This is a genomic window from Thalassospira povalilytica (genome assembly GCF_002844235.1).
Classification (GTDB): Bacteria; Pseudomonadota; Alphaproteobacteria; order Rhodospirillales; family Thalassospiraceae; genus Thalassospira; species Thalassospira povalilytica.
The window spans coordinates 73985-87948 of sequence record NZ_PGTS01000001.1 but is presented as its reverse complement, the minus strand read 5'-3'; the positions used below and the strand labels follow the sequence as shown (position 1 = coordinate 87948).

Genomic DNA, 13964 nt, shown 5'->3' with positions numbered 1-13964 from the left:
TTATATTTACCTGATTCGAAAGCAGCGGCGCTGACAGCAGAATCGATTTATACACTAGTATAGATCACTATCTGCAACCCATCAACCACTGAAAGGCTGGAAACCAACCTGTTTTAGTTTTTTTTCATGTTTTTTCGGGATTTGGAAGCTCTAAATACAACCTGTCAGATTCTGTCAGGTTGTATAGGTCGAACACCGCATCCAATCAGAGCATAAAAATCGTTATTGCTCGCGGAAAGCGCGCTCGAAACTGGTGGTAATCGGGGAAAACAGATAGGCCAAAATCGTCCGGGAACCGGTTACGATCTCAAGCTGGGCAGGCATACCAGGGGATAGGATCATGCCTTCATGTTCGGCAAGACTGTCTGCATCGATCTCGACCATGGCCTGAAAATACGATCTGCCTTCCGAATCGGTAAGGCGATCGGGCGATACATCGGTGACAACCCCTTTGACCGGCGCGAACCAGCGCTGACTGAAGGCGGTGACACGGATATTCACACCAAGCCCGACAGAAACCACGTCGATATCATTGGGCGAAACACGCGCCTCGATCACCAGACGGTCATCAAGGGGCACAATTTCAAGAACCTGCGCCCCGGGCGGAATGACCCCGCCAACTGTCGTGAACTGCATGTTGGTCACTGTCCCGTTGCGCGGTGCCTTGATGTCGGACCGCACCAGAACATCCTCGGCCGAACGCAACCGTTCATTCAGATCGGAAATCTCGCTCTGGACATCGCGAAGCTCGGTATTGATCGATTGCAGATGGTCGCGCATCAATTGTGACTGGCTGGCCTTGACCTGCTGAATTTGCTGCTCGATCCGGGCGATATCGGCGGAATAACGACCGATATTGCCAAGCGTCTCGACCAACCGGCTTTCAAGCTGCAAAAGCCGGGTGCGGCGCGCATAGCCAAGCTCGACCATCGGCTTGACCATCGCAAGCTCTTCCTTGACGATCCCGACTTGCTGTTCGGCAGCTGTTTTCTGTTCGCGTGTTCCGACGATTTCGCGGCGCAATTCCTTGATCCGCTCGTCATACAGCTCGACCTCGCCCTTGAACGCACTGCGCCGGCTTTCAAACAGCGTGGTTTGCGCATCCGTAATCGAAAAATATCGCGGATCGTTCAGAACATCGGGGAATGTCAGTTCGTCTTTTTGTGCCCGTTCGGCAATCAGGCGCGTCTGGGTCGCCAGCGCATTCAGATAACGGTTATTGAGCAAGTCATAACTTGCCCGTGACCGCGTATCATCCAGACGCACCAGAACATCCCCGGCTTTCACCCGCGTTCCGTTACGCACAAGGATCTCGCGGATGATGCCGCCTTCAAGATGCTGCACACTTTGCCGCCCGGAAAACGGGGCCACGACACCACTTGCGGTTGCTGCCGAATTGACCTCGGCCGTGCCCGCCCACAGCAGAACCGACCCGACCCCGAGAAACAGGATAAGCAGCCCGATCCGCACAAGCGGCTTCACATCGGTATCAAGCTGGCGTGCGGTTGGTAATTCTACTCCGGACATCAGGCCCCACCTTGTCGACGTTCAGCCGATCCTTCGACAACCCGCAGTTGCGGGCGACCACGACGCGGTGCATCCCCCGATGCGGCGGGTGCAGTCGGTTTCTTGCGGGTGGCGGCGCGCTGTGCGGCGGCGCGTTCGGCATCTTCGCGAACCTTGCGCATGCGCATTGCCGCCTCTTCACGTGCCCGTGCGATGGCTTCGGCTTCGCTCATCTTGCGTTTCGGCGCTTCCGGCTTGGCCGGTTTGCTTACAGTTTTTCGGCTACCTGGTTGCTGACGCTCGGCGCGCGGCTTTTGCGCAGCGGGCTTTGCTTTTACGGCCGCCTGCTCAGATTTTTCGTCTTCGGACCAGCTGACCGATTTTTTCACCGGCGCGGATTTTTCCGCCTTTTCAGCCTTTTCAGCCTTTGGCACGACCGGGCGCATGGTCATCATGGTTCCACCCGGGGTCGGCTGCGGTTTCATTTCCGGCTTGGCAATACCGGCGGCCTGTTTGGCGGCCCGTGCGCGGTCCGATCCGGCATCACTGCTGCGCCCGAAATCCTCGATCTCGGGCATTGCATCGGCGGTTTCCGGCTCTTCGATTACGCTTGCCGTGTGTTGTCCGGCACTGGAATTCTTTTCAACAATCGGGCGCGGTGCGTCGGGGTTGGGGACCTCGATCTGTTTGGGCGTGATCCGCATCTGCCCGTCTGTGGTGCCCGCTGCGGCAACGGCCGCCGGATCGGCATTCTCAACCGGGCGGGCCACAGGCGGCAGACCGCGCGCAATATCTTCGGTCTGGACGGTCGGTTTGCCGGTGGCGACACCGGCCGGGTTTTTGACCGGAACCACCTGAATCTGCCCGTCTGCAAGTGCAAGGATCGCATCCGCCCGGGCCAGAATGGCGCGTTCGTGACTGACGATAAATGTCGTAATGCCGTTCTTGCGCAGAATGTCGATCAGATCACTGATATGGCTGACACCGGTGTCATCAAGGGCGGTTGTCGGCTCATCAAGCAACAACATGCGCGGCCGCGAAAACAGGGCCGCTGCCAATGCAATCAACTGGCGCTGCCCGCCCGAAAGGTTACGCCCGCCGCGATCAACGCGCGTGTCATACCCGTCAGGAAGATCAAGAATAAACTGATGCGCCCCGGCCAGTTCGGCGGCCTGGATGATATCGCGCATCTCGGCATTGCCAAGGCGCGCAATATTTTCGGCAATCGTGCCCGGGAACAGGAACGGGTTCTGCGCAAGATATCCGATCTGCGCCCCGATTTCCGAACGGTCGACACGCGATGCTTCGACATCGTCAAGCTTGACCGACCCGGACCCCGGAAGCCAGATCCCCATAATCAGCTTCAACAGCGCGGTTTTGCCAACACCGTTAAACCCGGCAATCGCAATGATCTGGCCCGGTCCGGCCTTGAAGGAAAACCCCTTGAACAGGACGTTGCGACTGTTGGGCGGCGCAAAGACCAGCCGATCCACACTGACAGCCATCCCCCGACCACGCGGCAGCGGTGCCGGAACGGTCTGTCGCTTATCGAGCAAAATCTTGTTCAGACGTTCAAACGAATTGCGCGCCGCATTCCAGCTGCGCCAGGCACTGACCGCACCATCAAATGGCGCAAGCCCGCGCATACCCAGGATCATCGACGCCACCATGATCCCGATCGTGATGCTTTCGGACAAAACCAGATAGGCACCAACCCCGATAAAGCACACCTGCATGGCAAGCCGGATGAAATGCGAAAGCGTGGTTGATGTCCCGACCCGGCGGCTCGCCTGACCTTCCCAGTAAAGGGCGTCCGACTGGTCTGCCTGCCAGCGCTGGCGGGCAGACTGGGTCATGCCCATGGCTTCCATGGCCTCGGCATTGCGGACATAGGTTTCTTCCTGCGCGATACCGCGGTTCTGGCTTTCTTCGGACCGGTCGACGGAAATCTTGGCTGCGGCCTCGTTGGCAATGGCGATGGCAATCAACAGCACCGCCCCGCCACAGGCAACAAGCCCAAGCCGGACATCAAAGATAAACACAACCCCGATATAAACCGGCGCCCACATGAAATCGATCAGCGCAAAGGGCCCGCTTCCGGTCAGGAACCCGCGAAGCCCGTACAAATCGCGCAACGGACGCTGGCGCATCTGGGCACCGCGTGCCGATTGCTGCACGACATGGGCAAACAGATCCCCGCCAAGACGCAGATCAAGGGCCGTCCCCACCCGGATCAGAACCCGGGACCGCAATTGCTCCATCGAGGCAATGAACAAAAGAACAAGCCCAATACCAACGGTCAAAAGTGCCAGCGTATCGACACTGCGGCTTGAAAGGACGCGATCAAATACCTGCATGGAATAGATCGGGATCACCATGTTGAGCATGTTGATCACCATCGAGAATCCGCCGACAAGCGCGATCGACCGCCAGAACAACCGTTCAAGCGGGGTCCGATCCCCCTCGCGCCCCGCATCCGCTTTGCGGGTTGGCCGGATTTTATCGAGCAGGCCCATGCATTCCTTCCGTTTTGTCGCCTTTGGCAACTGCCTTATCATATCATGCCGCTGCGCATTGGCATCTGCCTATTGCGCATGGCAAACGCCCCGCGCAACAGTGCTGCGACGGGTAACCTAGCCAATGGCATACTGCCACTATTCTGGTTGAATATATAAGGATGTGTTAAAATCCTGCCCGAAATCCCTTTATTTCATTGCGCTATCCTCTGCCGGGCAGCCCTGCCTGACCACGGGCCGCACCGGACCGGCATCCGATATTTCCGCCATCACAAATGTCATAGATCAATGCCGGCAACGCCTTGTCATTCATACTTGTTTGACAATTCAGCCGATCGCGATTTGCGCAAGCCCCGTCTCCACCCCCATCTATAGATCAGGGCCGGATATCGCGACCGCTTCGCGCATCGGCACCCTCAACGCCCAAGTGCCGTAATCGCCCCCGGAAATACTGCCACCGGGCATGTCACCCCAAAGACTCGCAACATGCGGAATGCCAATGACAAACGAAACCCCGCAACTTCCTGACGTCATCCAGCGATTTCTTGCCATCGAACCTGGCAGCACATCCCATGCCGGTACGCTGATGGCCTGCATGATTGGCGTTCTGGCGGCATGCGCCTGGATGCTTGGCGGGTTTTCGATGATGATTTCGGCCGGTATTGCCGTGTCGCTGATGCTGTTTCTGACACCGATGATATCGCCCGAAATTCTGATGAAGATGCTGCGCGCCAATCCGCTGCGCCCCAAAGATTATCCTGCGATCCATGAAATGATGCATCTGTTGTGCGAACGCGCAGGGCTTGATCACACGCCCAAGCTTTTCATCCTGCCGGGCAAGGGCGTGAATGCAATTACCACCGGCACCGATGCGCAAACCACCATCGCCATTTCAAGTGACGCACTCCATGATCTGTCTCCGCGACAGATGCGTGCCATTCTGGCCCATGAAATCGCCCATGCCTGGCATGGGGATACGCGGATTTTGCTGATGACGGATGTTTTGTATCGCGCGACATGGACCATTGCGCTGTTTGGTCTGGCGATCTTTATCTTTGGGGATTTCAATCCGCCGGCATGGATGGTTGTTCTGTTTGGCGCGGTGCCAACCATCAGCTTTTTGCTGCAACGGGCGGTCATCCGTGATCGCGAATTTGCTGCCGATCACGGGGCCAGTGATTTGCTGAACGGTCCCGAAGACATGATTGATGCCCTGCTTCATATCGATCAGATCAATCGCCGCCGCCTCGGACTTATCCCCTATCGCAGCACGCAGCCGCCAACACTTCTCGACACCCACCCATCGGTCACCGCCCGGATAAAGGCCTTGCGCGCACTCAAACCCGGAACCTGGCAGAAATTTTTTGAAAACCGCCGCATGCCCGGACAATAATGGGTCATGCCGTCGCACCCTGACAAAACCGATACCGACCTTGGCCCCTGCCCGATCTGCGGCCGTCTGATGATTGCCGGGCCAAGTGTTGATCGCCATCACTGGCGACCCAAATCACAGGGGGGCACCGATACCCAGTGGCTCCATCGTGTGTGCCATCGCATGATCCACCGCCTGTTTGACGAAGCAACGATTGCGCGTGATTACGACACCCCCGACAGGCTGAAAACCCATCCCGACATCGTCAAATTCATCACATGGGTTCGCAAAAAGCCCGTTGATTACATCGACTGGCCCGAAAGTGCCGGCCGTTATGGCAGGAACCGGGGAAAACGTCGTTAAGACCGGCGACAATTGGCAAAAAAACATTTACCTGCCAGACTATGCTCGCTACTTGTCCAGCCCACCGGGCTTATGGTGATCCTGCCCGATTGCACCGCAACTGTCGTTTTCAGGAAAAGCCGATGCCAAGCTTTGACATGCTCAATGAACTGATCCCGGTCTTTGTCACGCTTTTCGTGATCATTGATCCGCTGGGTCTGGTCCCGGTTTTCATTGTCCTGACCCAAGGCACAAGTGCCGCCCACCGTCGGCGCATGGCAATCCGCGCCTGTATCACCAGCTTCTTCATCCTTGCCGCCTTTGCCTTGATTGGCGAAGGATTGCTGGGCATTTTCGGCATTCACATGCCGGCCTTCCGCATTGCCGGTGGCACGCTTCTGTTCCTGATCGCGCTTGAAATGCTGTTTGAAAAGCGCAGCCAGAAACGAAATGAGCGCGCCGAACAGGTTCATCAGGAACTCGAAGACGACCACGACGGCGAAAAGACCAAACCCGACAACACATCCGCCCCGCAAACAGCCGGACATACCATCCCTGACGAAGAAGCCGACGACATCTCGATCTTCCCGATGTCGATCCCCTTCCTGTCGGGTCCCGGTGCAATTGCCTCGGTCATGCTGTTGATGGGCAAGTTTGAAAACAACATCGCCATGCAGGCCAGCGTGATTGGCGTGGTTGCTGTTGTCATGCTGATCGCCTTTGCCTTTTTCCTGGCATCGAACGTTGTTGCCAAACGCCTCAGCCCGACAGTGGCAACCGTTGTATCGCGCCTGCTTGGCATGATCCTGGCTGCCCTTGCGGTTCAGTTCATTATTGATGGCGTCAAGCAGGCGTTTTTCCAGTAACCGGAAACCCGGGCCGTTCAAACTCTATTGCGCGGCCCAGACATAAACGCCGTAACCGATCAGCATCACCAGACCGACCGGACGCCCGATTGACGGACGTCTCAGCAATACGGTCAGCAACAGCGAAACGGCAATCATCACCGGCAAATCAAAGCTTAGAAAACGCGCGGCAACCGGGATCGGGGATATTGCCGCGGTCAGGCCAAGTATGCCCAAAATATTGAAAATGTTCGATCCGACGATATTGCCGATGGCAATTTCGGACTGTTTGCGCAGGGCGGCGATCAATGATGTCGCAAGCTCTGGCAGGGATGTGCCCACCGCAACAATCGTCAAACCGATAAAGGCTTCTGAAACACCAAACGATCGGGCAATCGTGACCGACCCGTCGACCAGAAAACGGGCACCAACCATCAAAAGCACCAACCCGCCAACCACCCAAAGTACCGACACCCACAAGGCCCCGCCAAGCACTGACGGATCGGTTGGCGCATCTTCATTCACCGGCTGGCTTTGCGACTGGCGATAAGCCACCAGCAAATACGTTACCAGCCCGGCAAACATCACACATCCGGCAATGCGCCCGACGTCACCCAATGCAAATATAGGTATCAGAATAATCGCTGCTGCCAGCATAACCGCGGTGTCACGACCAAGGGTCCCGCCCGAAACCGCAATCGGCCAGACAAGTGCCGAAACCCCGACAATCAGCAGGATATTGGCAATGTTCGATCCCACCACATTGCCAAGCGCAATATCGGGCACCCCGCGCAAGGCCGCATCAAGGGATACCAGAAGTTCGGGCGTTGACGTCCCGAAACCGACCACAGTCAATCCGATCAGCAGGGATGACATCGAAAGCCGGCGCGCGATGCCGACACTGCCGCGGACAAGGGCCTCTCCCCCGAAAAACAGCCCCGCCAAACCACCCAGCAACATCAAATATTCCACAATCGACGCCTTTTCATCTGCCGACCAATGACTTTGCTCCAGATGGGTTCGAAATACCCCCACATGGCCGCAACGCCGAGATGTGTGTCACGCCCGACCCGTTTGCAAGCAATACAGATCACAGCGCAAAAATAAAAAACGCGACAGACCCAAAGGTGCCGTTCAAACCATGTAGTTCCCCTAGACCGCCATGGTCAGCGCAACCAATTCGTCATGCAGGGCCTTGGGGATCGTCACCCCGTTTTGACGGCTGCGTTCACGCGCTTCGAACCGGCGCTGTGATGGCAGACGGGCACCTTGTGCCATGATCCGTTCAAACAGGTCTTCGGCATGATCAAGATGTTGTTGCGCCTCTGCCCCCAGGAAGGTTTCCGGGGAAAAGGCGATAATGATCTCGCCGTGATGCGGATTGCCCGGCGCATCTTCAGACGCCGCATGGGTTTCATGGCCCAACACATCACCGATCAAGGGTCCGGCCAGCAAACCAATCATGGTCGAAAGGGCCGAACCCTTATGCCCGCCAAATGTCAGCATCGCACCTTCAAGGGCCTTGGTGGCATCGGTGGTCGGCTGACCATCGGCATCGATCGCCCAGCCTTCCGGAATGTCCTTGCCCGCCCGGCGATGCAGTTCGATCTCTCCACGCGCAATGACGCTGGTCGCGAAATCAAACGTGTATGGCGTCTTGCCCGGTCGCGGCCATGAAAAGGCAATCGGGTTGGTCCCCAAAAGCGGCTTTGTGCCACCTGCGGGCGCGACAAAGGCATGGGTCGGTGTCATTGCCATCCCCACAAGACCATGGGCGGAAATCTGCTCAACCTCGGGCCACAGGGCCGAAAAATGGAAACTGTTATTGATCGCCAGAACCGAAATCCCGCAATGGCGCGCCTTTTCCACCAGATAGGGCAAACCGGTTTCAAACGACAATAGTGAACAGCCTTTATGGGCATTGACGCGCGTGATCGCCGGGGCCTGATCGATCACTTCGGGCAGAACCTTGGTATCAAGCCCGCCATTGCGCGCGGTTTGTACGCACCCGATAAGTCGATAAAGCCCGTGGGAATGGCATTCGTCAATTTGTGCTGACATAGCACTGCGCACAATGGCACCTGCATGTGCGCTGCTAAAACCATTGTCTTCAAGCACGGCAAGACCAAGTTTCTCGGCCTGATCAATCGATAGGGTGACGGTATCGGTCATAGGGGCTTCCAACTTCTTAAAACACGTTCAATTCGACGAAATTTGGCGGGCTTGCTCACTGCCAAGCCCCGCATGGGCAAGGGCGGCAATCAGATCGGTACGGGTGACAATGCCGATGATCTTGCCATATTCCACCACCGGCACCGCATCACAGGCCCCGTCCGCCATCAGGGGCAAAAGGGCCGCAATCGGCGTGTTTGCAGTGGCACGCGGTTCGGTGACGGACATGATTTCAATTGCACGCACCGGCACGCTGCGTTTCCGGTCAATCAGACGCCCCATCGCCGCCATCAAGCCACGATCAAGACGCAGGGCGTCATCCCCCGCCCGCCGGATGAGATGGATCTGGAAAATCACACCAAGATACCGCCCGTTATCATCCACAACCGGAAGCGATGTAAAACTGTGGCGGCGAAACAGATCGGCAACCTCGCCAAGGGCGGTATCGGCACCGACCGTCACCAGATCGCGCGACATGATGTCTCCCGCGGTCAGCGGACCGGTGCGATGGGATGCGACCTGCAATTCCGCAGCCCCGATCAGCCGTGCCAGATCCTCGACGCCAAGATTAAGCGACTGGCGATACCGGGCCAGAATGCCATTCAGCTCGTCTTCATCAAGGCCCAGCCGTTCAATCGCCGGGCGGTCTGTTGTCTGATGCGTGCCTTTGCCCTCAAAATGACGAAGCGGGTATTTGCGCCCGGTGGCACGCGCATAGATCATCGCAATCACCACAAGGGCCGCGGTAATCGCTGCCACCGGCGTTAGGGCAAACCGAAAACCAAGTTCACGTGCGATATCGGGGCTAAGTGCTGCAACCATGGCAACTGCGCCGCCGGGCGGATGAACCGCACGCACCAGGATCATCACTGCAATGGCAAGCCCGACCGCAAGCGCCACCGCCAGAACCGGATCATCAATCAGCAAACAAACCGCAATCCCGGCAAGAGCCGCAACACTGTTGCCAATGATCGCCGACCATGGTTGTGCCAATGGACTGTTGGGCACAGCAAACAGTAACACTGATGTCGCCCCGAACGGCGCAATCAGGTAAAGCCCGGCATCATGAAGATCAAAAAGTGACAGAAGAAAACCAGCCACCCCCAGACCGATCAGCGCACCAACCCCGGCACGGACGGCTTCAACAGGTGAACTGAACGGCATCGCAGGCATTAACCCGCGAATGTAATTGTGTCTCATTGGTACGTTTCATAACCCGACCCGCCATTCAACAGGCCATAAGTGTTTAATTGTTATAAATTACTTTCCTCCCTCGTACGTTGAAACGACCATGCGGTCAATCGCAACACCACACCTGCCCGAAACCTGTCCGAACAAAAAAGGGAGGGCAATTTGCCCTCCCTCAAATCAAGTCATGTGCGCAACCTGAACGCTGATCAGTCCCAACGTTTTGCCGCACGCAGGATCGCATCGGTGCCGATCTGGTAGTGATCATAAAGCGCGATGCTGTCGCCGCACTGGCCAAAGCCATTCACTCCAAGCGGTGCGACCGCGTGACCACGGACCGAGCCAAGCCAGGCAAGGGCGGCCGGATGACCGTCAATCACCGTGACAAGGCGCGCATCGGATGCCAGCGGTTTAAGCAGGTTTTCAACATGCGACATTTCACCCTTTGCCTTGCCTTCAAGGCGGGCACGTTCCAGATCCTGCCATTCATTGTAAAGCCGGTCGGTGGAGGTCACTGCCAAAAGCCCCAAGCCCGGATGGGTTTCGGAAAGCTTTTCCCAGGCGGCGATTGCTTCGGGCGCCATTGCCCCGCAATAGGCAATGACCATTTTGCAATCCTTGCCCGGTTCACGCAGCCAATAGCCACCGGAAACAATTTCCGCCTTGGTGGTATCGGAAAGTTCGCGTTCGGGCTGTGCCAGCGGTTTGGTCGACAGGCGCAGATAAACCGACCCGCCCTTGGGGGCCTGCATATGATCGAACGACCAGCCCATAATGGTTGCCAGTTCATCGCCAAAGCTTGGCTCAAAGCTGGTCAGGCCCGGCTGCCCCATGCCGATCATCGGGGTCGAGATCGACTGATGCGCGCCCCCTTCCGGGGCAAGGGTGATGCCGCTTGGCGTTGCCACGACCATGAACCGCGCATCCTGATAGCAGGCATAATTAAGCGCATCCAGACCACGCGCAATGAACGGATCATAAAGGGTGCCAATCGGAAACAGGCGCTGCCCGAACAGGCTGTGCGACAGGCCAAGGGCTGCCAGGTTCAGGAACAGATTGTTTTCGGCAATGCCAAGCTCGACATGCTGTCCACCCGGCGATCTGATCCATTTCTGGGCCGAGGGAACTTTGCGTTCGCGGAATTCATCGGCCAGTTCTTCGCGCCCGAACAGGCCGCGCTGGTTCACAAAGCCCCCAAGGTTGGTCGAAACCGTCACGTCGGGCGATGTGGTGACGATGCGATCGGAAAGATCGCTGTCTTTCATCTTGGCCAGTTCATTGAGGATCTTGCCAAACACTTCCTGCGTGCTTGATGTCTCAACCCGGGCATAGGGCATTTCGGGGATGGTAATGACTTCGGCCATCTTGTGACGCGGGGCACGGTCATTGAACGGCGCATTGGCAATATAGTCGCGCACACGCTCGGCACTGACATCAAGGCCCGCCGCCATATCCCATTCCTGCCCGTCGGCGATGTTGTTTTGCAGCTTGAAGGCATCCATCTGCGGGATATTCATCAAACCGGCATGGTTGTCCTTGTGACCCTGAAGCGGGGTGGCATAGCCCTTGACCGTATAGGCAATAAACACGGTCGGTTTATCGTTGGGAACTGCGTCAAAGGCATTAAGCACCGCCTCCATGCAATGACCACCCAGATTGGTCATCAGATCATGCAGGGCGTCATCATCATAATCCCCCAGAAGATTGGCCAGCGCATTATCGCCGGGCATATCGGATGTGATCTGTTTGCGCCATGCGGCCCCGCCCTGGAAAGTGAGGGCCGAATAGATGTCATTTGGCACATCATTAAGCCATTTCTTAAGCGACTTTCCGCCTGGCTTGGCAAAGGCATCATGAAGCTTGCGACCATATTTGATGGTGATGACGTTCCAGCCAACCGCGCGGAAGAACCGGCCGATGACGCGGAACAGATGCGCATCAATCATGCCATCAAGGCTTTGACGGTTATAATCGATCACCCACCAGACATTGCGAATGTCATGCTTCCAGGTATCAAGCAGGGCTTCGTAAATATTGCCTTCATCAAGTTCGGCATCCCCGACAAGGGCGACCATGCGGCCGGGCTTCTCGCCCTTGGGCAGCATGTTTTTATAGCGCAGATAATCCTGCGTCAGGGCTGCGAAATTGGTCACCGCCGCACCAAGCCCGACCGAGCCGGTGGAAAAATCAACCTGATCGCCATCCTTGGTCCGCGACGGATAGGATTGCGCGCCGCCAAATGAACGGAAGTTTTCAAGCTTTTCCTTGGTCTGGCGTCCAAACAGGTAGTTGATCGCATGGAAAACCGGACTTGCATGCGGCTTGACCGCCACCCGGTCCTGCGGACGCAGAACATTGAAATAAAGGGCCGTCATAAGGGTCGTCATCGATGCACAGCTGGCCTGATGGCCGCCAACCTTGATGCCGTCGCGCTTCGGACGCAGATGGTTGGCATTATGGATCGTCCAGCTTGATAGCCAGCGCACCTTCTTTTCGATCTGCCCCAGCATCTCAAGGTCTTCGGCTTTGACATTGCCGGTGCTGGTGGCTTCGATAATTTCACCGATTTCGGGTGCGGCATCCTGTGCTGACATTTTCCTGATCCCTTGTTCACGCCTGCTGTTCCGGGTCTTTTGCAGGCCTTTTATCGGCCCGCGACATTCCGGTATTGGATTACCGATTTTTAAGGGGAAATGACGGAAATCAAGGGACGCCACCTGCATTTCACACAAGATTCGTCACTTTTGCCTCAAACGTGGAATCGGCTGCGACAATCCCGGTCAAACATTCGAATTTCCCGTCTGAAACAATATTTCGTGGTCGCGAATTGGCACATTTATGACAGCGATTCGTCATGCATATCGCGAAACTTCGCCGCAAACCGGGTTTAAGGGAACAATAACCAATTCAAGGCAATCTCGCCAATCGTGTAGTAATTCTACCATTCGTATAGCATACGTCTTCGCCCATTCTTTCACCCCGGAATTTAATTGATCAGATTTCATTTTTCCCAAATGGCGATTTCAATCTTCAGGCACAGGCCCGTGAAGATCATGGCATCTGCCGCCTTGGCGCTGTTTCTGGGGATCGGGCAATCCGCACAATCGACGGCCACCGCACAGGATGCGTCCAGCGATCTTGAGGTCACGCTGCCGATGGATCATCAGTCGGCCTATTGTCAGGGACAAATTCCGTGGGAACAGCATTCGGAATATCACATTGATTTGTTGCGGCTTTCCGCCCGGCTAAGCGGTCGTGACATCACAATCACCCCGGTCTGTATGGATTACCCGACCGAAGAGCGCCGCATTTCGATGCTGCTGACGGCAAGCCAGATCAATACTGTCTTTTTCGGGACGTCTTCAAACCGCGAAGAAAAACTCCTGCCGGCCTATGTCCCGATATATCTTGGCACGACCGGTCTGCGTCTTTTTATGGCACGTCCCGAAACCCTGCCAGCACTGCGTGAAGTCGAAACCATAGACGACCTGCGCACCTTTTCGATGGGCCAGGGCCTTGGCTGGCCGGATTCCGCCATTCTGATCGAAAACGGCTTTACCGTCGCTGATGGTCGCTACAAGACATTGCACCGGATGCTTGGTGCCAACCGGTTTGATCTGTATCCACGCGCCTTCTGGCAGATCATTGGCGAATGGACCTGGATGCAAAGCCAGGCCCCCAATATCGCCGTGTCACGCGACATCGCCCTTTATTATCCGCAACCGATCTATTTCTTTTTCAGTCCGACGACACCGGCCCTGCGCGATGCCATTCAAACCGGACTGGAGCGAGCCTATTCCAACGGCATGTTGCTTGAACTGCTGAAATCACATCCGGAAACCGCCCCGTCCTTTAACGGGCTGGACCTCGGCAGTATCCGGATCATTCACGGCACGAACAAAAACCTTCCGGAAAAATCCCGCCAAATCATGAAACAATACGGCCTGTTTGAATAATCCCGGCAAGTCAATCCTCCAAACACCAAAAGGCCGATCTGCGAAAACAGACCGGCCCTGTTACCCC

10 protein-coding genes are annotated in these 13964 nt (G+C 56.5%); 4 read left to right on the top strand and 6 right to left on the bottom strand.

Features of this window, described 5'->3' with window-relative positions; genetic code table 11:
• Window positions 1-222: 222 nt before the first annotated feature.
• Window positions 223-1527 carry an HlyD family type I secretion periplasmic adaptor subunit gene (locus CU041_RS00420; RefSeq protein WP_101245304.1) on the bottom strand — a complete coding sequence of 435 codons (1305 nt, stop codon included), beginning with the start codon at window positions 1525-1527 and terminating at the stop codon, window positions 223-225.
• A complete protein-coding gene (locus CU041_RS00415) occupies window positions 1527-4022 on the bottom strand; it encodes a type I secretion system permease/ATPase (RefSeq protein ID WP_101245303.1) in 2496 nt (831 codons plus the stop codon). The genes CU041_RS00420 and CU041_RS00415 overlap by 1 nt, the downstream gene beginning before the upstream one ends.
• A gap of 499 nt (window positions 4023-4521) precedes the next feature.
• On the opposite strand from CU041_RS00415, the gene CU041_RS00410 reads away from it, so the two are divergent.
• From CU041_RS00410 to CU041_RS00400, 3 genes are all read left to right on the top strand, one after another.
• Window positions 4522-5415, top strand: coding sequence for a M48 family metalloprotease (locus CU041_RS00410; RefSeq protein ID WP_101245302.1), 894 nt, complete (start codon window positions 4522-4524; stop codon window positions 5413-5415).
• Between the two features lie 6 nt (window positions 5416-5421).
• Window positions 5422-5757 (top strand): HNH endonuclease signature motif containing protein, encoded by a 336-nt coding sequence (locus CU041_RS00405; protein WP_170310060.1) that lies wholly within the window; start codon window positions 5422-5424, stop codon window positions 5755-5757.
• Between the two features lie 122 nt (window positions 5758-5879).
• Window positions 5880-6602: a MarC family protein gene (locus CU041_RS00400; protein WP_101245301.1), complete on the top strand. Its 723-nt coding sequence runs from the start codon at window positions 5880-5882 to the stop codon at window positions 6600-6602.
• A gap of 24 nt (window positions 6603-6626) precedes the next feature.
• Here CU041_RS00400 and CU041_RS00395 read toward each other — a convergent pair whose 3' ends face one another.
• From CU041_RS00395 to CU041_RS00380, 4 genes are all read right to left on the bottom strand, one after another.
• Window positions 6627-7553 (bottom strand): calcium/sodium antiporter, encoded by a 927-nt coding sequence (locus CU041_RS00395; RefSeq protein ID WP_101245856.1) that lies wholly within the window; start codon window positions 7551-7553, stop codon window positions 6627-6629.
• A gap of 180 nt (window positions 7554-7733) precedes the next feature.
• A complete protein-coding gene (locus CU041_RS00390) occupies window positions 7734-8753 on the bottom strand; it encodes an Ldh family oxidoreductase (protein WP_101245300.1) in 1020 nt (339 codons plus the stop codon).
• Window positions 8754-8780: 27 nt separating this feature from the next.
• Complete coding sequence (locus CU041_RS00385; RefSeq protein WP_101245299.1) at window positions 8781-9953, bottom strand: HPP family protein; 1173 nt, start codon at window positions 9951-9953, stop codon at window positions 8781-8783.
• Between the two features lie 197 nt (window positions 9954-10150).
• The gene (locus CU041_RS00380; protein ID WP_101245298.1) at window positions 10151-12535 is read right to left on the bottom strand and encodes a hypothetical protein; all 2385 of its coding nucleotides are present in this window, start codon (window positions 12533-12535) and stop codon (window positions 10151-10153) included.
• Window positions 12536-12994: 459 nt separating this feature from the next.
• Here CU041_RS00380 and CU041_RS00375 point away from each other — a divergent pair, with 459 nt between their 5' ends.
• Window positions 12995-13897, top strand: a complete 903-nt coding sequence (locus tag CU041_RS00375; protein ID WP_101245297.1) for an ABC transporter substrate-binding protein — start codon at window positions 12995-12997, stop codon at window positions 13895-13897.
• Window positions 13898-13964: the final 67 nt, after the last annotated feature.

What these genes read in the sequence shown, in the direction of transcription:
- CU041_RS00410 (WP_101245302.1), top strand. Translation starts at nt 4,522, where the DNA reads ATGACAAACGAAACCCCGCAACTTCCTGACGTCATCCAGCGATTTCTT.
- CU041_RS00390 (WP_101245300.1), bottom strand. Translation starts at nt 8,753, where the DNA reads ATGACCGATACCGTCACCCTATCGATTGATCAGGCCGAGAAACTTGGT.
- CU041_RS00385 (WP_101245299.1), bottom strand. Translation starts at nt 9,953, where the DNA reads ATGAGACACAATTACATTCGCGGGTTAATGCCTGCGATGCCGTTCAGT.
- CU041_RS00375 (WP_101245297.1), top strand. Translation starts at nt 12,995, where the DNA reads ATGGCATCTGCCGCCTTGGCGCTGTTTCTGGGGATCGGGCAATCCGCA.
- CU041_RS00380 (WP_101245298.1), bottom strand. Translation starts at nt 12,535, where the DNA reads ATGTCAGCACAGGATGCCGCACCCGAAATCGGTGAAATTATCGAAGCC.
- CU041_RS00405 (WP_170310060.1), top strand. Translation starts at nt 5,422, where the DNA reads ATGCCGTCGCACCCTGACAAAACCGATACCGACCTTGGCCCCTGCCCG.
- CU041_RS00420 (WP_101245304.1), bottom strand. Translation starts at nt 1,527, where the DNA reads ATGTCCGGAGTAGAATTACCAACCGCACGCCAGCTTGATACCGATGTG.
- CU041_RS00415 (WP_101245303.1), bottom strand. Translation starts at nt 4,022, where the DNA reads ATGGGCCTGCTCGATAAAATCCGGCCAACCCGCAAAGCGGATGCGGGG.
- CU041_RS00400 (WP_101245301.1), top strand. Translation starts at nt 5,880, where the DNA reads ATGCCAAGCTTTGACATGCTCAATGAACTGATCCCGGTCTTTGTCACG.